Origin of the sequence: Pantoea sp. GABEPS69, assembly GCF_045780835.1 — a bacterium.
Classification (GTDB): domain Bacteria; phylum Pseudomonadota; class Gammaproteobacteria; order Enterobacterales; family Enterobacteriaceae; genus Pantoea; species Pantoea septica.
Genome location: NZ_CP118618.1, coordinates 826,814 through 847,415 on the forward strand (window position 1 = coordinate 826,814; position 20,602 = coordinate 847,415).

Below are 20,602 nucleotides of genomic sequence, written 5' to 3' on the forward strand. Positions count from 1 at the left end.
AACTGCGCGGATGCGGCTTGTCTGACCGGACGGAACTTTCGTTAGCGTGATTCCAGGATATATATGAGCAAGAGCACTGCTGAGATCCGTCAAGCGTTTCTCGACTTTTTCCATAGCAAGGGACATCAGGTTGTAGCCAGCAGCTCCCTCGTACCGAATAACGACCCGACGCTGCTGTTCACCAACGCCGGCATGGTTCAGTTCAAGGATGTTTTCCTTGGACAGGACAAGCGCAACTATTCGCGCGCGACCACGTCGCAGCGCTGCGTGCGTGCAGGCGGCAAGCACAATGATCTGGAAAACGTCGGTTATACCGCACGTCACCACACTTTCTTTGAAATGCTGGGCAACTTCAGCTTCGGCGACTACTTCAAGAAAGAGGCGATTGCTTATGCCTGGGAACTGCTGACGGGAGAAACCTGGTTCGCTCTGCCGAAAGAGCGTCTGTGGGTCACCGTTTATGAGACCGATGACGAAGCCTACGACATCTGGGCCAACGATATTGGCGTGCCGCGCGAGCGCATTATTCGTATCGGCGACAACAAAGGCAGCGCGTACGCCTCTGACAACTTCTGGCAGATGGGCGATACCGGTCCTTGCGGACCATGCAGCGAAATTTTCTACGATCATGGCGACCACATCTGGGGCGGACCGCCGGGAAGCCCGGAAGAAGATGGCGATCGCTATATCGAGATCTGGAATATCGTCTTCATGCAGTTCAACCGTCAGCCGGACGGCACCATGCTGCCGCTGCCGAAGCCCTCGGTCGATACCGGCATGGGCCTGGAGCGTATATCCGCCGTGCTGCAGCACGTTAATTCCAACTATGAAATCGATCTGTTCGACAAACTGATCAAAGCGGTAGCCAGCGTCACCGGCGCGACTGACCTCAGCAATAAGTCGCTGCGCGTTATCGCCGACCATATCCGCTCCTGCGCGTTTCTCATCGCCGACGGCGTTATCCCGTCGAACGAAAACCGCGGCTACGTACTGCGCCGCATCATTCGTCGTGCGGTACGCCACGGCAATATGCTGGGCGCGAAAGAGGCGTTCTTCTACAAGCTGGTCGCCCCGCTGGTCGAGGTGATGGGCGCTGCGGGCGACGATCTTAAGCGTCAGCAGAGCCAGGTGGAAACGGTACTCAAGACTGAAGAAGAGCAGTTCGCGAAAACGCTGGAGCGCGGTCTGGCGCTGCTGGACGAGGAGCTGGCCAAACTGCAGGGCGATACGCTGGACGGCGAAACCGTCTTCCGTCTGTACGATACCTTCGGCTTCCCGGCCGATCTTACGGCCGACGTCTGCCGCGAGCGCAACCTGAAAATCGACGAAGCCGGCTTTGAAAAAGCAATGGAGCAGCAGCGCCAGCGCGCGCGCGAGGCCAGCGGTTTCGGCGCCGATTACAGCAACGTCATCAGCATCGATGCGGCCTCCGCCTTCAAAGGCTACGACCAGCTCGATCTCGCGGCTAGCGTGAAGGCTATTTACGTTGACGGCGTCGCGGTAGAGGAAGTAGCCGCAGGTCAGGAAGCGGTCGTGGTGCTGGACGAAACGCCGTTTTATGGTGAATCGGGCGGCCAGGTAGGCGATACAGGCCTGCTGAAAGGGAAGAATGCTGAATTTAGCGTCCAGGATACACAAAAATATGGCCAGGCTATCGGCCATATCGGTAAGCTGACGGCTGGTCATCTGCGTATCAACGATCGCGTTGAGGCGCAGGTTGACGAAGCGCGCCGCGCGCGCATTCGTCTGAACCACTCTGCAACGCATCTGCTGCACGCGGCGCTGCGTGAAGTTCTCGGCGAACATGTGGCGCAGAAGGGATCGCTGGTCAATGATAAGTATCTGCGTTTCGACTTCTCGCATTTTGAAGCGATGAAACCGCAGGAGCTTCATCAGGTTGAAGAGATCGTCAACGCGCAGATCCGCCGCAACCTGCCGGTCGAAACCGAAGTGATGGATATCGACGCGGCGAAAGGCAAGGGCGCGATGGCGCTGTTCGGCGAGAAGTACGATCAGCGCGTGCGCGTGCTGACCATGGGCGATTTCTCCATCGAACTGTGCGGCGGTACCCACGCTGCGCGCACCGGCGATATTGGTCTGTTCCGCATTTTGAGCGAGTCCGGCACGGCCGCAGGCGTACGCCGTATCGAAGCCGTAACTGGCGAGGGCGCGCTGGCGCAGGTTTATGCGCAGAGCAGTCAGCTGAACGAGATTGCGCAGTTGGTGAAAGCCAACAGCAGCAATCTGAACGACAAGGTGCGCGGACTGGTCGATCATGTGCGCTCGCTGGAGAAAGAGCTGCAGCAGCTGCGCGATCAGCAGGCTGCGCTTGAGAGCGCTTCTTTGAGCAATAAAGCGATCGACATTCAAGGTGTGAAGCTGCTGGTTAGCGAACTGAGCAACGTAGAGCCGAAAATGTTGCGCACCATGGTAGACGATCTGAAAAATCAGCTGGGTTCGGCGGTCATTGTGCTGGCGACCGTAGCGGAAGGAAAAGTGTCGTTAATTGCAGGCGTAACCAAAGATCTCACTGACCGCGTAAAAGCGGGCGAGCTGGTGGGCGAACTGGCGCAGCAGGTTGGCGGCAAAGGCGGCGGGCGCCCCGATATGGCCCAGGCCGGCGGCACCGATGCGCAGGCGCTGAAAGGCGCGCTGGCGGGCGTTGAAAGCTGGGTCAGCAGCCGCCTGTAACGAAATAGAACAATGCATCGTGAAAAGCGCCAGGGCCTGAGGTTCCGGCGCTTTTTAATACGATGTGCATCAGGTAATGACAAAGTCAGGTTGATGTAGTGTATTTCGGCTAAACTAACTATCAGCAGAATGTATTGGCGTAGCGACGTACATTGGTGTATTTGTCATAGTCAATGTTCAGCGTTAAATGATGGATAATGCCGGGAGCCCAAACAGAGCCCGACTCTTTTAATCTTTCAAGGAGCAAAGAATGCTTATTCTAACTCGTCGAGTTGGTGAAACCCTCATGATTGGCGATGAGGTGACTGTAACGGTGCTGGGTGTGAAAGGTAACCAGGTTCGTATTGGTGTGAACGCGCCAAAAGAGGTCTCAGTGCATCGCGAAGAGATTTATCAGCGCATTCAGGCCGAAAAAACTCAGCAAACGAGTTACTAACGGATTCAGCGCCTCGCCGGATTCTGCGAGGCGCTACCGCTTTTCCGCTTTACGCCTCTTTTCTTCCCGCTTCGCCTTGGTTTACTCCCGCTCCGTCTTTCTGATTATTTTCCTGACTGCTCGCTTTTACTGTTGATAATTCACTCTTTTTGTCGGCAAATTACGCCAATTGAGCGTCATTTGTGCAAACGATCGAGCGGTGGGAAAAATTGTTTGACTTATAAGTGCGGGAAAGTAATATGTGCGCCACGCAGTGCCGATGAGCAGATACAACGTTCAGACGCACGGTTCGGAAGAACGCGTAAGGTGAGGTGGCCGAGAGGCTGAAGGCGCTCCCCTGCTAAGGGAGTATGCGGTCAAAAGCTGCATCCGGGGTTCGAATCCCCGCCTCACCGCCATTTTCCGATGCATCCGTAGCTCAGCTGGATAGAGTACTCGGCTACGAACCGAGCGGTCGGAGGTTCGAATCCTCCCGGATGCACCATCTTTTAAAGATGCGGAATAAAAAAGTAAGTGAAAGAGTCGTTCCTTTCTCGGTGAGTTGTTAGCACCCTGCGTTGTACAAGAATTATCTATGCATCCGTAGCTCAGCTGGATAGAGTACTCGGCTACGAACCGAGCGGTCGGAGGTTCGAATCCTCCCGGATGCACCATATCTCTGGATATGGTCAAGATGTCTCAAGCGAGACGCGTTAATTCTGGCACTTCCTGGTTGTCTGATTTAATCCCTGTAAAACGATTTCCCGATGCATCCGTAGCTCAGCTGGATAGAGTACTCGGCTACGAACCGAGCGGTCGGAGGTTCGAATCCTCCCGGATGCACCATACTTTGCGATATCGACAGTATGGGCAAGATGTCTCAACGCGAGACGCGTAATTGCCGGCACTTCCTGGTTATCTGATTTACCCCCTGCAAAATGCTTTCCCGATGCATCCGTAGCTCAGCTGGATAGAGTACTCGGCTACGAACCGAGCGGTCGGAGGTTCGAATCCTCCCGGATGCACCATAATTTACGATATGAACAGTGCGCCCCGAACTGATATGGCCAGACTGAATGCCAGACAGTATGAGGGAGGAAAACGTTGCATCAGCAACGGCCCGCAGGGCGAGGCGAAAGCCGAGTAATCCTCCCGGATGCACCATACTCTACGATATGAACAGTCCTCATCTCCCGTCTAAGCCCCTTTTTCAATACGCTTTATTCTCCTTTCCTGCTTACCATTCACAGCTGTAACAAAACCCAAACTCACTGAAATTTCCGGCAATTATCTCCGGCATCGCGCGATCACCTTTTTCTGAAAAGAAAAATTGCTAATGCTTTCAAAGCATTTGCTGTTCATGTCCCCTGGCGACAACCTGGGCGCATTAGGCTAAAGTAATGGCTCATTTGTTGGATGTCCGGAGTGACGATGTACGATCAATATGACGCACTGATTTTCGATATGGACGGCACGATTCTCGATACCGAGCCGACACATCGAAAAGCGTGGCATCAGGTACTGGGACGATATGGACTGTCGTTAGACGAATCGCAAATGGTTGGTTTCAACGGCGCGCCCACCTGGCGACTTGCGCAATTTATTATCGAACAAAACCGCTCCTCTCAGGATCCGTATCAGCTGGCCGCCGAAAAAACCGCGGCGGTTAAGGCCATGCTGCTGGAAAACGTGCGTCCACTTCCGCTGATGGAGGTGGTGAAAGCCTATCACGGCCGCCGTCCGATGGCGGTCGGCACAGGAAGCGAACACAGCATGGCGGACGCGCTGCTCAACCAGCTGGGCGTTCGCGAGCTCTTCACTGCGGTGGTGGGCGCCGACGACGTCGAGCGTCACAAACCCGAACCCGATACGTTTTTACGCTGCGCAGCGCTGATGGGCGTCGAGCCCGGACGCTGCGTAGTGTTCGAAGACGCCGATTTTGGCGTACAGGCGGCGAAAGCGGCCGGTATGGATGTGGTTGACGTGCGCCTGCTGTGAGTGACGTTCTGGCGCTTGCTTCTCTGTTTGGCAGCAGCTTTCTCAGCGCCACCCTGTTACCGGGAAGTTCTGAGGCGCTGCTGATTGCGTTACTGGTTGCCAAAAAGGCTTCCGTTTTTGGATTGATTGTCGCTGCATCAGTGGGAAATACGCTGGGCGGCATAACCAATATTTTTCTTGGTCGCTTACTGCCGTTGAAACGGCAGGGGCGATGGCATGACACAGCAATAACGTGGTTGCGCCGACTGGGACCTGCAGCACTGTTGCTGAGCTGGCTGCCGGTAATCGGCGACCTGCTCTGCGTGCTCGCAGGCTGGATGCGCTTTGCCTGGCTTCCGGTCCTGCTGTTTCTCGCCGTCGGGAAAACACTGCGTTATATCGTTATCGCGACCGCCACCTTACAGGGTTTGCAATGGTGGCATTGATTCGCACAGATTCGAGGCTAGGGTTAACATTATGCTGAACAAAAATAAATTACTGTCCCAGCGGGAGGTTAATGTGATCCCGGACGTATCTAAAGCGCTCTCCTGGCTGGAAGCGCATCCCAATGCCTTGAAAGGTATTGGCCGCGGCATTGAACGCGAAACGCTGCGCGTAAAGCCTGATGGTCATCTGGCGGAGAGCGGCCATCCCGACTCGCTGGGATCGGCGCTGAAGCATGACTGGATTACCACCGACTTCGCGGAAACGCTGCTGGAGTTCATCACGCCGGTGGATCAAAACATCGACCATATGCTGGCGTTTCTGCGCGATATCCATCGCCATGTGGCGCGCGAGCTGGCTGAAGAGCGCATGTGGCCTTTCAGCATGCCTTGTTTGATCGACGACGCCGATCGCATCGAGCTGGCGCAGTACGGCAGTTCTAACATCGGACGCATGAAGACGCTCTATCGTCAGGGGCTGAAAAATCGCTACGGCGCGCTGATGCAGACCATCTCCGGCATCCACTATAACTTCTCGCTGCCGCTGAGCTTCTGGCAGGAGTGGGCGGACGTTAAAGATGCCGAAAGCGGCAAAGAGACCATCTCTGCCGGCTATCTGCGCCTTATCCGCAACTACTACCGTTACGGCTGGGTGATCCCTTATCTCTTCGGCGCTTCGCCGGCGATTAGCTCCAGCTTCCTGCAGGGACGCGAGAGCAAACTGCCGTTTGAAACCGATGGTAAAGATTCGCTGTGGCTGCCCTATGCGACCTCGCTGCGCCTGAGCGACCTCGGCTACACCAACAAGTCGCAGAGCGGTCTCGGCATTACCTTCAACTCCCTTGAGGGATACGTTAAGGCGTTAAAAGCCGCCATCAAAACGCCGTCTGAAGAGTATGCCGCGATGGGCACGAAAGATGCGGACGGCAACTGGCTGCAGCTTAATACCAACGTACTGCAGATTGAGAACGAGCTTTACGCGCCGATCCGTCCGAAGCGCGTAACCCGCTCCGGCGAAGCGCCTTCCGATGCGCTGCTGCGCGGCGGCATCGAGTATATCGAAGTGCGCTCGCTCGACATCAACCCGTTCTCCGCCATCGGCGTCGACGCCAACCAGGTGCGTTTCCTCGATCTCTTCCTGATCTGGTGCACGCTGGCCGACGCGCCTGAAATGAGCGCCGATGAGCTGCTGTGCACGCGTAAAAACTGGAATCGCGTGGTGCTGGAAGGGCGCAAGCCGAACCAGAAAATTTCGGTCGGCTGCAGCGAAACTGAACATTCGCTGGTAGAAGTGGGTAAAGCGCTGTTCGCCGATCTGCATCGCGTGGCGGAAGTGCTCGACAGCAATCAGGGCAGCACGCAATATCAACAGGTGTGCGATCAACTGGTAGCGTCCTTTGACGATCCTGAGCTAACCTATTCGGCGCGCATTCTGCAGGCGATCAAAGCCAGCGGCGTCACCGATACCGGCATCGCTCTGGCGGAACAGTATCGTCATATGCTGTGCGAAGAGCCGCTGGAAGTGATTAGCGAAGAAGATTTTACGCGCCAGGCGCTGGAGTCGGTTGCGGCACAGAAGAAGCTGGAAGAGGGCGATACGCTCGATTTTGAAGCTTACCTTGCCAGTCGCGAAGGCTAGAAAAGAAAAAGGCCACATCAATGTGGCCAAATTAACATCTCTGTTGTCAGGGATGATGATAACAAATGCGCGTCTTTCATATATTCAGACGTTGGGCGAACAGAAAAGTTTCATCGTTTATAAAAAAATTTCAAAACAGGAGGTGACGTATGCCACTACTGGACAGTTTTACCGTTGACCATACCATTATGGCCGCGCCCGCAGTGCGTGTTGCGAAGACCATGAAAACTCCCCATGGCGATACCATCACCGTTTTTGACCTGCGTTTCTGCCGTCCCAACAAAGAGATCCTGACCGAGCGCGGTATCCATACGCTCGAGCATCTCTTCGCGGGCTTTATGCGTAATCACCTTAACGGCGACGGCGTAGAAATCGTGGATATCTCTCCAATGGGATGCCGCACCGGTTTCTACATGAGCCTGATCGGCACGCCGGACGAGCAGCGCGTCGCCAGCGCATGGAAAGGAGCAATGGAAGACGTTCTGAAGGTGAAGGATCAGAATCAAATCCCTGAGCTGAATGAATACCAGTGCGGCAGCTACAAGCTGCATTCGCTCGACGAAGCGCAGCAGATCGCGCGCAACGTGCTGGCGCACGATATCGGCGTGAACCGCAACGAAGATCTGAAGCTGCCGGCTGAAAAGCTGCAGGAGCTGCACATCTAGTCGTGGTGGGTCACGCGCAGTAAAAAAAACGCCGCATCGATGCGGCGTTTTTTATGGGCGGGCGTCGTCAGGAGCCGACAGAGGACTTCAGCGGCGTCTGCGGCGTAATGCGCACCTGCTTTACCATATTGTCCTGCACGTCAAGAATATCGACGGCGTAGTTCGCCAGTTCGACGCGGGTGTTGATCTCGGGGATCTCCTCCAGCGCTTCCAGCAGCATGCCGTTGATGGTGCGCGCTTCCTGCTCCGGCAGATGCCAGTTAAACGCCTTGTTAATTTCCCGCACGTTGGCGCTGCCTTCCACCAGCACAGAGCCGTCGTTCTGCGGCATCACCTCTTCCGCAAGGGTAGGGGACATTGAGGTGGTAAAGTCGCCGACGATCTCTTCCAGAATATCTTCGATTGTTACCAGGCCTTTGATATCGCCATACTCATCCACCACCAGACCGACTTTCTTTTTGTTGCGCTGGAATTTTACCAGCTGAATATTGAGCGGCGTGCCTTCTGGTACGTAGTAGATCTCATCGGCGGCGCGCAGCAGGGTCTCTTTGTTGAACTCTTTCTTCTCGGTCATGGTGCGCCAGGCTTCGCGTACGCGCAGCATGCCGACGCAGTCGTCCAGCGAGTCGCGGAACAGCACGATGCGGCCGTGGGGCGAGTGGCTGAGCTGGCGCATCACCGACTTCCAGTCGTCGTTGATATTGATGCCGACGATTTCGTTGCGCGGCACCATGATGTCGTCAACGCTGACTTTTTCCAGATCGAGCACTGACAGCAGCATATCCTGATTGCGGCGCGACATCAGGCTGCGCGACTCGTAGACAATGGTGCGCAGCTCTTCCTTGCTTAGCGCCGAGCTGGCGGCGCCCTCGGTTTTCATGCCGGCCATACGCATCAGCAGGCGCGTGATGGTGTTCAGCAGCCAGACCAGCGGCGACATAACAATCTGCAGCGGGCCCAGCAGCATGCTGCTGGGAAAGGCGACCCGCTCGGGATAGAGCGCCGCCACGGTTTTCGGCAGCACTTCCGCAAACACCAGCACGACAAAAGTCAGGATGCCGGTCGCAATGGCGACGCCCTCATCGCCATGCAGGCGCATGCCCACGATGGTAGCGAGCGCGGAAGCCAGAATATTCACCAGGTTGTTGCCGATCAGCACCAGGCTGAGCAGGCGGTCGGGGCGCCGCAGCAGCTTTTCCACCCGGCGGGCGGCGCGGCTGCCATTTTTCGCCTGATGGCGCAGCTTATAGCGGTTAAGCGTCATCATGCCGGTTTCCGACCCGGCGAACCAGGCGGAAACCAGCACCATAACGACCAGAATAATAATAAGGGTGGTGGTTGAAACCTGTTCCAACGCAGAACTTCCTTTTGGTTAAGACGAGTGAGTCAGCAGGTGCTGTAAGATACGACTGCCGAAGTAGGCCATAGTCAACAGCAGCGCGCCGCCGCAGTTGAACCACACAACGCGACGTCCGCGCCAGCCTTCATGATAGTGGCCCCAGAGCAAAACGATATAGACGAACCAGGCAAGAATCGACAGCACCGCTTTATCGACGTTCTCGGCGCTGAACAGGTTATGCATATAAAACAGGCCGGTGCAGAGCACCAGCGTCAGCAGCACGACGCCAACCTGGGTGATATGAAACATTTTACGCTCGATGCTCAGCAGCGGCGGCATATCTTGGGTAAAGGCCAGCTTTTTGTTTTTCAGCTGATAGTCGATCCATGCCAGCTGCAGCGCGTAGAGCGCGGCGATAATCAGCGTCGCGTAGGCGAACAGCGACAGGCCGATATGGATCATCATGCCCGGGGTGGTTTCAAGATGGGTGATAAAGGCGTTAGGCACAAAGGTGGCGAACGCCAGATTGATCAGGGCGAAGCTGTAGACGACCGGCAACAGCAGCCAGCCGCGGTTGCGCGAGGCGACGATGGTCATAATGGCGCAGATAAGCAGGCTCACCAGCGAGCCGATATTCAGCAGGCTGAGGTTCTGCCCGCTGTCGACGGCGAAGATGCGCTGCTGCAGCGCCACGGCGTGCGCCACCAGCGCGAAACAGGCGGAAAGCACCGCCATTCGCCGCCAGCCGCTATTGCGCTTCAACAGGCTGGGAATAATCAGTGCAATACTCAGGGAGTAGGCGAACAGCGCCAGGAGCGAGAAAACGGACATAGATCCTTACAGGTATCAGCGAGATGAAAGGAAAAAGGCAGTATAGCGCCAGCCGAAGCCGCCTCCAACCGATCTGAGGCGCAATAGCAGAGATCGTTGCAGCTTCGTGTTATAATCCGCCGCATTATGCCGATCAGGCGCCTCGCGATTTTTTTTGAGTGAGAGACAATGTTTGACAATTTAACCGATCGTTTGTCGCAAACCCTGCGCAATATCAGCGGCCGCGGAAGGCTGACAGAAGACAACATCAAAGACACGCTGCGCGAAGTGCGCATGGCGCTGCTGGAAGCGGACGTTGCGCTGCCGGTGGTGCGCGACTTTATCAACCGCGTCAAAGAGAGCGCGGTGGGGCACGACGTCAACAAAAGCCTGACGCCAGGCCAGGAGTTTATCAAAATCGTGCGCAACGAGCTGGTTGCGGCGATGGGCGCGGAGAATAACGCGCTTAACCTGGCCGCGCAGCCGCCGGCCGTGGTGCTGATGGCAGGTCTGCAGGGCGCGGGTAAAACCACCAGCGTCGGCAAACTGGGTAAATTCCTGCGCGAAAAGCACAAGAAGAAAGTGCTGGTCGTCTCTGCGGACGTTTATCGCCCGGCGGCGATCAAACAGCTTGAAACCCTGGCGCAGCAGGTCGGCGTCGATTTTTGCCCGTCCGATCTGAGCCAGAAGCCGGTCGACATCGTTAAGAACGCGCTGAAAGAAGCGAAGCTGCAGTTCTACGACGTGCTGCTGGTGGATACCGCCGGTCGTCTGCACGTCGACGAAGCGATGATGGATGAGATCAAGCAGGTGCACGCCGCGATCAATCCGGTCGAAACGCTGTTCGTGGTCGACGCCATGACCGGCCAGGATGCGGCGAACACGGCGAAAGCCTTTAACGAAGCGCTGCCCCTGACCGGCGTCATCCTGACGAAGGTCGACGGCGACGCGCGCGGCGGTGCGGCTCTGTCGATTCGTCATATCACCGGCAAACCGATCAAGTTTATGGGCGTCGGTGAGAAAACCGAGGCGCTGGAGCCTTTCTATCCCGATCGTATCGCCTCGCGTATTCTCGGCATGGGCGACGTGCTGTCGCTGATCGAGGATATCGAGAGCAAGGTTGACCGCGATCAGGCGGAAAAGCTGGCGAAAAAGCTCAAAACCGGCGACGGTTTCGACCTCAACGACTTTCTCGAGCAGCTTAAGCAGATGCGCAACATGGGCGGCATGGCGAGCCTGATGGGCAAACTGCCGGGCATGGGGCAACTGCCGGACAACGTGAAGTCGCAGTTGGACGATAAGGTGCTGGTGCGTATGGAGGCGATTATCAACTCCATGACGCGCAAAGAGCGCGAGAAGCCGGAGATTATCAAAGGCTCGCGCAAACGCCGCATCGCTACTGGCGCCGGCATGCAGGTGCAGGACGTCAACCGCTTGCTGAAGCAGTTCGACGATATGCAGCGCATGATGAAGAAAATGAAGAAGGGCGGCATGGCGAAAATGATGCGCGGTATGAAAGGCATGATGCCCCCAGGATTCCCCGGACGCTAAGCGTTCGGCAATAAAAGCCCGAAAGGTTGCCCTCACAGGTTGCTTTTTGCGCCGAAATGAGTAAAATTTTCGGGCTTTTTATATTGCACCCGGGCCCCGTTCCCTCAATGGGGCCCGGTTGTTTTATTAACTTAAGAGGATGTTATGGTAACAATTCGTTTGGCACGTCACGGCGCTAAAAAGCGTCCGTTCTATCAGGTCGTCGTTACTGACAGCCGCAATGCACGTAACGGTCGCTTCATCGAACGCGTTGGTTTCTTCAACCCGATCGCATCTGGTCAGGCTGAAGGTCTGCGTCTGGATCTGGACCGTATCGAGCACTGGGTTGGCCAGGGCGCAACGCTTTCAGATCGCGTTAACGCGCTGATCAAAGAAGCAAAAAAAGCAGCTTAATCTGTCACGGTGGTGAGCATGAGCAAAGAAGTTGCCGCACAGCCTCCCGTTAAGCCCCTCGTACTGGGCAAAATGGGCGCTGCCTACGGCATACGTGGCTGGCTCAAAGTGTTTTCCTCCACCGAAGCGGCCGAAAGTATCTTCGACTACCAACCCTGGTTCATTCAGCGCGCCGGTAAATGGCAGCAGGTTGAGCTGGAAAGTTGGCGGCATCACAATCAGGACCTGATCATCAAAGTCAAAGGCATTGACGATCGGGACGCGGCGACGCAGCTGACCAATTGCGAAATTACGGTCGACTCGGCGCAGCTGCCGCAGCTGGATGACGGCGATTACTACTGGAAAGACCTGATGGGTCTCCAGGTGGTCAACGTTGACGGCTACGAGATGGGCAAAGTCATCGATATGATGGAGACCGGCTCGAACGACGTACTCGTCGTTAAGGCGAACCTGAAAGATGCGTTCGGTGTGAAGGAGCGGTTAATTCCGTTTCTTGATGAACAGGTTATCAAGAAAGTCGATCTCGCTACTGGCGTCATTGAAGTAGACTGGGATCCTGGTTTTTGATCTCCGAATCGCAAGGTAACGTAACGGCGAAAACGATGTGGATTGGTGTTATTAGCCTCTTTCCAGAGATGTTTCGCGCAATTACCGATTACGGGGTAACTGGCCGGGCAGTAAAAAATGGCCTGCTCAGCATCGAGAGCTGGAGTCCTCGCGATTTCGCTCACGACCGGCACCGCACGGTGGACGATCGTCCTTACGGCGGCGGACCGGGAATGCTGATGATGGTGCAGCCCTTACGGGATGCAATCCACGCAGCGAAAGCGGCGGCGGGAGAAGGGGCCAGGGTAATCTACCTGTCACCTCAGGGACGCAAACTTGACCAACAGGGCGTTTGCGAACTGGCGACGCAGCAGAAGTTAATTCTGGTCTGCGGCCGCTATGAAGGTATTGATGAGCGCGTAATTAAAACCGAAATTGACGAAGAGTGGTCAATCGGCGACTACGTGCTCAGCGGCGGCGAACTGCCAGCCATGACGATGATTGACTCAGTGGCCCGGTTAATTCCTGGCGTGCTGGGCAAGCAGGCGTCAGCCGAGGAGGATTCGTTCTCTGACGGCTTGCTGGACTGTCCGCACTATACCCGACCTGAAGTGCTGGAAGGCATGGAGGTACCGGCAGTTTTACTGTCTGGCAACCATGCAGAGATTCGCCGTTGGCGCCTGAAACAGTCGCTGGGCCGTACCTGGCTAAGAAGACCTGAACTTCTGGAAAACCTGGCTCTGACTGAAGAGCAAGCAAGGTTGCTGAAAGCGTTCCAGCTGGAACATCAGCAACAAAACGATGAGGCGGCAGAGTAATCTCCCGCGACTATCAGTTTACCCAGGATAAGAGATTTAATTATGAGCAACATTATCAAGCAAATTGAACAAGAGCAGATGAAACAGGACGTACCTTCCTTCCGCCCGGGTGATTCCGTGGAAGTGAAAGTATGGGTCGTTGAAGGTTCTAAAAAACGTCTGCAGGCATTCGAGGGCGTGGTTATTGCTATTCGTAACCGCGGTCTGCACTCTGCATTCACTGTTCGTAAGATTTCTAACGGCGAAGGCGTTGAGCGTGTCTTCCAGACTCACTCTCCGGTCATCGACAGCATCTCTGTCAAACGCCGTGGTGCTGTGCGTAAAGCCAAACTGTACTACCTGCGTGAGCGTACTGGTAAGTCAGCTCGTATCAAAGAGCGTCTTAACTAAGGTATCGCTAACGCGACATCTAAAAGTTAATAGAAAACAAGGGATTGGCGTGGTGCCAGCCCCTTTTTTTATGCTCTTGTCCACGGATTGGCTACGCAGATTTACTTTGCGGTCAGATGTAGGCAATAAAAAACCCGCCGAAGCGGGTTATAACCAGAGGTTGCCTTGCGAGGCTTTAGCTGTTGCTCGTGAAGGATGGGGCGGGGCGGGGTTCACTCTGCCCGGACGCATAATAATGTCCGTCACCGTCTCAAGGGATTTGAAGGTGCAGCCGCAGTTAATGTTCTGGCACTGGTTGTATCTTTCCTTTGTGTTTTCGGACAGCTGGACGCTGCTACGGGTATGAGCGGCGTGTAAGCACATCGGGCAGTTCATCATTTCGGATTCGTCCTGTGGTCTTTTCTGCGAATGTTAACTCTAAAATCTCAAAATGGGTAAAATATTTTGCTATTGCATGGATGAATCATCGATTTTTACTTCTAAATCTAAGCTAGTCGTATAGCCACTGTCCGCGCTGAGGCTGTGCGTAAGCGTCGTGACAATCCATTCGCCCGCATCTATCTGCTGCTTGAAGCCGCTCACCTTTACCGGCATCTCGGTGTAGAGATCTGCCCGGCCGCGAGCCAGCTGTATAGAAAACGACGCAACCCCGCGCTGCAGCCGCTCCCAACGCATTTTGGCCGCGCGCTCTGCATTGGCCCGGTTTGCATAGGTACGGCTCAGCACCAGAACGTTTTCATCCGTTCCGACCAGGTAATCGCCCTGTTTGGCTTCTGGCTCTTTTTTCTTTGTCGTCTTTTTCCGCCTGCGCTTTACTTTCGCCACCGGTTTTTTTGCCGGTTCGCGGGTATGCAGCCAGCTGGCAATCACGCCGGTGTAGGCGTCGCGATCAGCCATGGTAAAGCGGTGGCTGTCGCCATCCTTGCGTTGAATGGTGATCACCGGCAGCGCCTTACCGCTGGCCGTTTTTCCCTGCCCCTGACGTATGAACAGCAGATTGCCGTTTTTGATTGAGGCTATCGCGCCTGACTGTTTCGCCAGGCGCATCAGAAAGCTGGCGTCTGACTCGTTGGTCTGGTCAAGGTGATCTACGGCCATCTTCGCCACATCATCACCCAGGGCGATCTTAAGCTTGTGGCGGCCTGCAATGTCTTTCACGATGTCGCCCACAGTCGTCTGGTGCCATGATTTTTCACGCTTGGTATTGAGTGTCTGCCTGAAGTCGGCGCTGCGGGCGCGCAGGGTCAGCCGGTCAGGCGTGCCGGAGTGCTCAATCTCATCCACGATAAAGGTGCCTTTCGGAAAAAGCGCCTCACCCTGCCAGCCGAGCGCGAGCGACAGAGATACGCCCCGGCGGGGCAGCAGCAGCTGGCAGTCTGCGTCGTCCAGTTCGATGTCCAGCTGGTCAGCTTCAAACCCCCGGTTATCCGTGAGCGTCAGGCTCATAAGCCGCTTCTCAATCTTCTGCGTGATGTCCGCGCCCTCAAGCGTCAGCCTGAAAGAAGGGGAATTTGCCTGCCCGTTTATCCATTTCGTGGCGCTCATGAAAGCAGCCCTCCCATCATGCTGGTAACTTTACCCGCGGCGTCCGTCGCCGCACCCTTCATGGCTGAGAGCTGATCGCTCAGACTGCCGAACATTTCGCCCAGCGTTTCGTCGGTGCGCTTCAGGGTGAGCGTGAACTCAATGCGCCGGCAGACGCCACTGCTGAAAAACTCCGCTTTGGTCTGGCTCAGGCTCTCGATTACAAACATGCCGTAAATGGTGCCGCTTCCCTCTATCAGCGGCCACGCGCGCCCCAGCTCTGCTATCTGTTCCAGCGCCAGCAGTGACAGCCTGCCGCCGGTAATCTCCGGCAGCAGAACGCCCGAAAGCGTCAGCGTTTCATTATCCGGCCCCAAAAACTGGAGGGACGAGCGCACGCCTACGCGGCTGTTTGAAGGAAACCGCCAGCTGCGCTGGATCTGCAACTCCTGATAAGGGATGGTCTGCAGCATGAAAACGAACATCCCCAGCGTCATCATCATTATTCAAATCCTTCTCTGTCGTGGTAGCTGCTGCGGGCGCGGGCCTTCGCCTGTCGCTCTTTTGCCTCAAGTCTGCGCATAACCTCGTCCGCCACGTCCTGCGCGCTCTGCCCTGGCTGCTGCATAATGGTGATAGGGGCATGAATGGTCACGGGCGATACACTGCCCACCGGTTGCGGTCGTGCCGCTTCCTGCCGGTATGCCTGCGAGGGCTGGCTCATCGGATGCAGCGGACGCGCAGCCGCTGGCGTAGCAGCCATGCCCATCGCCAGCGCGGCAGAGGCGGCCAGCGCGGCAGTGCGGCGGCGGCTGGTTATGTTGGCCGGGCCGTTCACAATTTCCGGCCCGTTTTCCCCGACGATGCCGAACTGCCCGGACGGAATATGCCCGCCGGTGTCGTACATCCTCGGAAACGCCGGGAAGCCGCCCGGCGGCAGCGACACTTTCCCGTCTGCCGTGACCTGCGCCGGGCGTGGTCGTGCTGCCTGCGCCGGTGCGCCTGGCTTGTCATTGCCGGGCTTCAGAAAGTCCGGCAGGTAATCAGTCAGCGAGGACAGCTTGCTTTTGAGCGCATCCCATTTCTGGCTGATGCCTGCCAGCAGGCCATCAATCATCTGCGAGCCAGCTTCCTGAAAGCGCGCGGGCAGCGCCTTCACGTCAGCCACGATTTCCTCCCATTTGGTGCTGATGTAGGCGCGGATCGCCGTCCATACATTGCTGACTTTGGTGCTGATGCCGTCCCACAGCGCGGCAAACTTCGGCCCCAGCGTGTCCCAGTTCTGCCAGATATATATAGCCCCCATGGCAATCAGCCCGATCACGGCCAGAATGGGGTTCGCCATCATCAGCCGCCCCAGCCACAGCACGCCATTACCGACAAGGCCAATAGCCTTACGCATGAGGCCAAACGAACTAAACGCCTGGAGGCCCGCCTTATTCATAAGTACGCGCATTATCAGCATTGGCCCAAATACTGCTGCAGCTGCCAGCATCACAGCACCTATAGCCGTCGCAGCGATGGCAAAACCTGCTGCCATCTTGAACAGCGCCGCCGTTATCTGCGGGTGCTGTTTCACAAAGCTGCCGAGCGCGCTGGCGAGATCTCCGAGCCAGTCGGCCAGCTGTTTAAGCGCGGGTGCTACAGTTTCCCCAATGGCAGCTAAAGCATTCGTGAACGAACCGCTCGCCGCATCCCAGCGGTTAGATAATGTTTTCAGCGAGGCGTCTACGCGCTCGCGCAGAGACGCCTGGTTGTCGAGCTTCGCTGCAGTTTCCCGATAGCCCTCGATCCCCTTGCTGATCATGATGTTCAGCGCCTGCAGGGTTTCCGCGTCATCACCAAACAACGTATTCAAAACGGACTGGCGCTTGCTGTCGCTGGTGATTTTTTTCAGCTTCGCCAGCTGCGCATACAAATTTTCCAGCCCGGCAAACTGCCCCTTTTTGTTCTGGAAATTCAGCTTTATCCCTGTACCAGCCAATACATCATTCGCGTCACCAATTTTTTTATTATTGAGCGTTGCCTGAAAAATCTTGCGGTAGGCGTTGCCCGCCGACTCGCCAGACATGCTGGCCTGATCAGCCATAACCAGCAGTGGCGCGAAGGTTTTCGCAGCAGTAATCCCTTTCTGGTGAATGATGTCCATGGCGCTGCCGATTTTGGAAAAGCCTTGCAGCATGTTTTCCGAATCCACGCCCGCATAAAATCCCTTCTGAATGATGTCGGTGAGCGCCATCATGTCCTTTTCGCTGGTCTGCGTGGCGTCCTGCAGCTTCGCCGCAAACTCCGCCGCATCGGTCGGGGCCATCTGCAGCTGTACGCCGAGATAGGCCGTCGCCTCACCCAGCCCGCCCAGGATCGCCTGCGCGCTCATGCCCTGGCGGCGCAGCATGGTCATCATGTTCTGAAAGTCCGCCGTGGTGCCGGGCAGCTTGTCGCCCAGGCTCACCGCCAGCCTGTTGATTTTTTCATACTCCGGCAGCACCTTGGCACCCGGCCCCATCATGGAGGCGGCCAGCTGCGTCGCGGCGTTCTCCGAGTCCGCATAGGCGCGCACCGGAGCCATCAGGGTCGCGCCGGTAGCAACGCCGGTTGCCACTATGCCCGCGCCGTTACCGGCCAGCTTGTTGCGCGTCTCGGTCAGCTTTTCATGCCGTGCCTGGATGTCGCGAATCTTCTGCTGACGCTCGCCGAGCTTGCGCAGCTCTGCCTGCTGGCGCTCGATGGCCCCGGTTGCCGCCTGCGCGTCCGTTTTCAGCCGGCGCTGCGCCTCGCTCAGCTGTTTTGTGTCAATGCCCGCCGCGTTCAGCGCCTCACGCTGGCGCTGCACCGACAGGCGCAGGCCGTTATAGGTCTGCTGCAGCTGGCTGGCGCGGTTCTTTGCCTGCTCAAGCAGTCTGGCCTGCTGCGCCGTGGGCCTGTTCGTTTCGGTAAACTGCACGGCAAGGCGCGCCGCTTCCTCGCGGGCGGCCTTCAGGTTGTTGGCGGTAACGGCAAGCTGTGAGCGGGTTTTGCGGAAACCGTCAATGCGGCCCGCCTGCTCGTTAAGGGATTTCAGGCCGTCTTTGCTGGCCTTCAGCGCGGCAGACAGCTCCTTTGAGCCGTCGCGCGCGCTGCGAAAGGGGCGCGTGATTTTATCCACCGCGCTTAATACCACCTGCAGCCGCAGGTTTGTATCACTCATCGTCACCGGCTCCGCTACGCTGCATCGCTTTATGCCGCCACTCCAGCACGTCCGTCAGAGACTCCGCGTACATCACCGGCGGCGGCCAGTGAAAAACGGTAGCGATGTCCGCTACCAAATCTTCTACCGTCAGGCTGTCGGGAAAGCTGACAGCGCCGACTTCGGCAACAAAAAAGTGATCACCTCGACCGACAGGGACAGCAGATCGGCGGGGTCCATTTCGTTAATTTCCTGCACGGTCAGCGCCGGGTTCGTGACGCGCGGCAGCACGGCCATCATCGCGTTAACGTCCATATCCATCAGCGCCTGCAGGCGGATGCCGCGCAGCGCCCCGGCCTGCGGCTTGCGCACGGTCACGCTGGTAACTTCGGTTTTGCCGCGCAGAATGGGGGTGTCCAGCTCAACAGCTTTTTCGGTAGTTTTGTCGGTCATGGTTATTTTCCGTTTATACGTTTCAGAGCGGCAGGGTTGCCCCTGCCGGGTTTATCAGAGGCCGAGCGCGTTACGGTGCGCTTCCATCAGGTCGGTGCCGTCCACGATGTGGATCATGTTCACGAGGTCAATCTCGTAAACCACTTCCCCGTTAATGGTCAGCTTGGCGTAGCTGTTGGTCGCGGATACCTTGGTGGTGCTTGAATCGCCGGTTTTCCACTCGCCGGAATCCAGCTCTTTGTAGCGGCCGCGCGTGACCAGTTCGACCGCCTGCACTTCGCCGGTGTCGTCGCGCTGGATAGAGCCGGTAAAGCGCAGCTGCACGCCGTCCACGGTGGCGGTGCCCAGCTGCTTGAACAGCAGCGCCTCGGTGCCGCCTACAGTGAACTCCGTATCCAGCGCGCCGTCGTCCAGGCCCATGTCGATGTCTACCGCACCGGCCATGCCGCCGCCGCGGTACTTCTCAAACTTGCGGGCGACTTTCGGCAGGGTGATGGACTCAACCAGCCCCTGCCAGTTGTTGCCTGCGTTAAACACATTCAGGTGCTTGAGCTTGCGGGGTAATGCCATGTTTCAGTCTCCTTATGCGCTCACGCGGCTGCTGAAATCGACCAAGTACTGGTCAGTGATGCGCTGGCGCAGCAGCAGGTTTTCCAGCGGTGGCACCGGCGTGTAGTCGTAGTCGATGGTCAGCTTGCCCGCCTTCAGCGTGTCCTTGTCGTTCACGCTTTCATCCAGCCAGCAGTCCGCCCCGATGAGGTAGCCCTGATTCACCAGGCTGCGCAGCTTCGCGCGGATGCTCTCGATGATGTCGCGGGCCAGCGACGGGTTCAGCGGACCGTCAACGGCCCACATCTGCGCCTCTGCCATGGTGTCCATCAGCACCTGCGCGGTGCGGGTGTAACACTCAAACTGAAACAGCGCGTCGTCGCTCAGGCAGCGGGAACCCCAGAAGCGGAAACCGTCTTTGCGGATCAGCGTGGTGACGTCGTTCTGGTTCAGCAGGCCCGCGTCCGTTGCCGGATCCTGCAGGTCCCAGAAGACGTCTTTGGAAATGCCGGTGACGCCGTTCACCCCGACGTTTGACAGGGACTTGTGCCAGCCGGTCTGCTCGTCGATTTTGGCGCGCAGACCGAGCGCGCGAGCGGTGGCGTAGGCCGTCGCGTCCGCTTTCAGCACGGTGTCAAAGTTGATGAAGTCAGGCCAGATAAGCATCCCTTCGCGCTGGCTGAAGTTGGCGCGGTAGGCAATGGCCTCTTCTACGCTTTTGCAACCGTAGGCCGACAGGTAGGCAAAGCCGCGCAGGCTCTGCGCCACGCTCAGCAGCTCGGTCGCAACGGCCTGCGTGTCATGTCCCGGCACGCCGAGAATGCGCGGCTTGACGCCACAGACGGCCTGCGCGGCCAGCAGCGCCTTCATGCCGGTGCGCTGGCCGTCGGTCGCGCCGCCGATGATGTTAGCGGTGGTTTCCGCCTCGGTTTCGCCCTGCGGCACGCGCACAACGACGGTGACGGGCTTGGACTGATCGGCAATGGCGTCCAGCGAGCGGGCCAGCGTGCCGGACTCGCCAGCCTTGCCGCTGGCGGTGAGCACGTCGGTCAGCAGCACCGGGCGGTTGAGCGGAAAAGTTGCCGCGTCGGCGTCGTCGCCGGTACAGACCAGACCGACGATTGCCGTGCTGACGGTGGTAATAGTTCGGGTGCCCTCGTTGATTTCCTCAACGCGCACTCCGTGGTGATAATCCTGAGCCATGTGGCGGTTCTCCTGTAAAGGGGTTCCGCT

21 protein-coding genes and 5 tRNA genes are annotated in these 20,602 nt (G+C 57.2%); 16 read left to right on the forward strand and 10 right to left on the reverse strand.

The features are described from left to right. The first annotated feature begins 63 nt into the window (after positions 1-63). The 11 genes from alaS to luxS all read left to right on the forward strand — a co-directional run bounded on the left by alaS (position 64) and on the right by luxS (position 7,830). Positions 64-2,691: an alanine--tRNA ligase gene (gene alaS / locus PVE98_RS03865; RefSeq protein WP_096073721.1), complete on the forward strand. Its 2,628-nt coding sequence runs from the start codon at positions 64-66 to the stop codon at positions 2,689-2,691. A gap of 250 nt (positions 2,692-2,941) precedes the next feature. Beyond that, positions 2,942-3,127, forward strand: a complete 186-nt coding sequence (csrA, locus tag PVE98_RS03870; protein ID WP_004155916.1) for a carbon storage regulator CsrA — start codon at positions 2,942-2,944, stop codon at positions 3,125-3,127. A 305-nt stretch (positions 3,128-3,432) separates the two neighbouring features. After that, positions 3,433-3,525 (forward strand) — tRNA-Ser (locus PVE98_RS03875). 9 nt (positions 3,526-3,534) lie between these two features. Next, positions 3,535-3,611: transfer RNA gene (locus tag PVE98_RS03880), tRNA-Arg, on the forward strand. A gap of 92 nt (positions 3,612-3,703) precedes the next feature. Further along, positions 3,704-3,780 (forward strand) — tRNA-Arg (locus tag PVE98_RS03885). A 95-nt stretch (positions 3,781-3,875) separates the two neighbouring features. Next, a tRNA-Arg gene (locus PVE98_RS03890) sits at positions 3,876-3,952 on the forward strand. Between the two features lie 105 nt (positions 3,953-4,057). Next, positions 4,058-4,134: transfer RNA gene (locus tag PVE98_RS03895), tRNA-Arg, on the forward strand. A 403-nt stretch (positions 4,135-4,537) separates the two neighbouring features. Next, positions 4,538-5,104 (forward strand): fructose-1-phosphate/6-phosphogluconate phosphatase, encoded by a 567-nt coding sequence (gene yqaB / locus PVE98_RS03900; RefSeq protein WP_096073720.1) that lies wholly within the window; start codon positions 4,538-4,540, stop codon positions 5,102-5,104. Then, positions 5,101-5,529: a YqaA family protein gene (locus PVE98_RS03905; protein ID WP_096073719.1), complete on the forward strand. Its 429-nt coding sequence runs from the start codon at positions 5,101-5,103 to the stop codon at positions 5,527-5,529. The genes yqaB and PVE98_RS03905 overlap by 4 nt, the downstream gene beginning before the upstream one ends. A 31-nt stretch (positions 5,530-5,560) precedes the next feature. After that, a complete protein-coding gene (gshA, locus tag PVE98_RS03910; RefSeq protein ID WP_033752036.1) occupies positions 5,561-7,165 on the forward strand; it encodes a glutamate--cysteine ligase in 1,605 nt (534 codons plus the stop codon). Between the two features lie 149 nt (positions 7,166-7,314). Then, a complete protein-coding gene (luxS, locus tag PVE98_RS03915) occupies positions 7,315-7,830 on the forward strand; it encodes an S-ribosylhomocysteine lyase (RefSeq protein ID WP_033752034.1) in 516 nt (171 codons plus the stop codon). A gap of 67 nt (positions 7,831-7,897) precedes the next feature. On the opposite strand, the gene PVE98_RS03920 is transcribed toward luxS, so the two are convergent. Then, complete coding sequence (locus PVE98_RS03920; RefSeq protein ID WP_033752031.1) at positions 7,898-9,184, reverse strand: HlyC/CorC family transporter; 1,287 nt, start codon at positions 9,182-9,184, stop codon at positions 7,898-7,900. Between the two features lie 18 nt (positions 9,185-9,202). After that, on the reverse strand, positions 9,203-10,000 hold the full coding sequence (locus PVE98_RS03925; RefSeq protein ID WP_096073717.1) for an inner membrane protein YpjD: 798 nt from the start codon (positions 9,998-10,000) through the stop codon (positions 9,203-9,205). Between the two features lie 168 nt (positions 10,001-10,168). Between PVE98_RS03925 and ffh the strand changes: the two genes are divergently transcribed. The 5 genes from ffh to rplS all read left to right on the forward strand — a co-directional run bounded on the left by ffh (position 10,169) and on the right by rplS (position 13,677). Then, positions 10,169-11,530, forward strand: a complete 1,362-nt coding sequence (ffh, locus tag PVE98_RS03930) for a signal recognition particle protein (RefSeq protein ID WP_333620527.1) — start codon at positions 10,169-10,171, stop codon at positions 11,528-11,530. Between the two features lie 144 nt (positions 11,531-11,674). Beyond that, entirely contained in the window at positions 11,675-11,923 is a 249-nt protein-coding gene (gene rpsP / locus PVE98_RS03935; protein ID WP_007893313.1) for a 30S ribosomal protein S16, read from the forward strand. Positions 11,924-11,941: 18 nt separating this feature from the next. Beyond that, positions 11,942-12,490 carry a ribosome maturation factor RimM gene (rimM, locus tag PVE98_RS03940; RefSeq protein ID WP_033752018.1) on the forward strand — a complete coding sequence of 183 codons (549 nt, stop codon included), beginning with the start codon at positions 11,942-11,944 and terminating at the stop codon, positions 12,488-12,490. A gap of 35 nt (positions 12,491-12,525) precedes the next feature. Continuing rightward, positions 12,526-13,287, forward strand: coding sequence for a tRNA (guanosine(37)-N1)-methyltransferase TrmD (gene trmD / locus PVE98_RS03945; RefSeq protein WP_033752014.1), 762 nt, complete (start codon positions 12,526-12,528; stop codon positions 13,285-13,287). A gap of 42 nt (positions 13,288-13,329) precedes the next feature. After that, positions 13,330-13,677 (forward strand): 50S ribosomal protein L19, encoded by a 348-nt coding sequence (rplS, locus tag PVE98_RS03950; protein ID WP_033752010.1) that lies wholly within the window; start codon positions 13,330-13,332, stop codon positions 13,675-13,677. Between the two features lie 147 nt (positions 13,678-13,824). Here rplS and PVE98_RS03955 read toward each other — a convergent pair whose 3' ends face one another. The 8 genes from PVE98_RS03955 to PVE98_RS03990 form a co-directional block, all read right to left on the reverse strand. After that, on the reverse strand, positions 13,825-14,055 hold the full coding sequence (locus tag PVE98_RS03955; RefSeq protein WP_333620526.1) for an ogr/Delta-like zinc finger family protein: 231 nt from the start codon (positions 14,053-14,055) through the stop codon (positions 13,825-13,827). Positions 14,056-14,124: 69 nt separating this feature from the next. Next, positions 14,125-15,222 carry a phage late control D family protein gene (locus tag PVE98_RS03960; protein WP_333620525.1) on the reverse strand — a complete coding sequence of 366 codons (1,098 nt, stop codon included), beginning with the start codon at positions 15,220-15,222 and terminating at the stop codon, positions 14,125-14,127. Continuing rightward, a complete protein-coding gene (locus tag PVE98_RS03965; protein WP_333620524.1) occupies positions 15,219-15,704 on the reverse strand; it encodes a phage tail protein in 486 nt (161 codons plus the stop codon). Before PVE98_RS03965 ends, PVE98_RS03960 begins: the two co-directional genes overlap by 4 nt. After that, positions 15,704-18,388: a phage tail tape measure protein gene (locus tag PVE98_RS03970; protein ID WP_333620523.1), complete on the reverse strand. Its 2,685-nt coding sequence runs from the start codon at positions 18,386-18,388 to the stop codon at positions 15,704-15,706. Before PVE98_RS03970 ends, PVE98_RS03965 begins: the two co-directional genes overlap by 1 nt. Next, positions 18,381-18,506 carry a GpE family phage tail protein gene (locus tag PVE98_RS03975; RefSeq protein ID WP_224481611.1) on the reverse strand — a complete coding sequence of 42 codons (126 nt, stop codon included), beginning with the start codon at positions 18,504-18,506 and terminating at the stop codon, positions 18,381-18,383. The genes PVE98_RS03970 and PVE98_RS03975 overlap by 8 nt, the downstream gene beginning before the upstream one ends. An 11-nt stretch (positions 18,507-18,517) precedes the next feature. Then, the gene (locus PVE98_RS03980) at positions 18,518-18,820 is read right to left on the reverse strand and encodes a phage tail assembly protein (RefSeq protein ID WP_033752527.1); all 303 of its coding nucleotides are present in this window, start codon (positions 18,818-18,820) and stop codon (positions 18,518-18,520) included. A gap of 54 nt (positions 18,821-18,874) precedes the next feature. Then, positions 18,875-19,390 carry a phage major tail tube protein gene (locus tag PVE98_RS03985; protein WP_333620522.1) on the reverse strand — a complete coding sequence of 172 codons (516 nt, stop codon included), beginning with the start codon at positions 19,388-19,390 and terminating at the stop codon, positions 18,875-18,877. A gap of 12 nt (positions 19,391-19,402) precedes the next feature. Continuing rightward, a complete protein-coding gene (locus PVE98_RS03990; RefSeq protein WP_333620521.1) occupies positions 19,403-20,572 on the reverse strand; it encodes a phage tail sheath protein in 1,170 nt (389 codons plus the stop codon). Between the last annotated feature and the right edge of the window lie 30 nt (positions 20,573-20,602).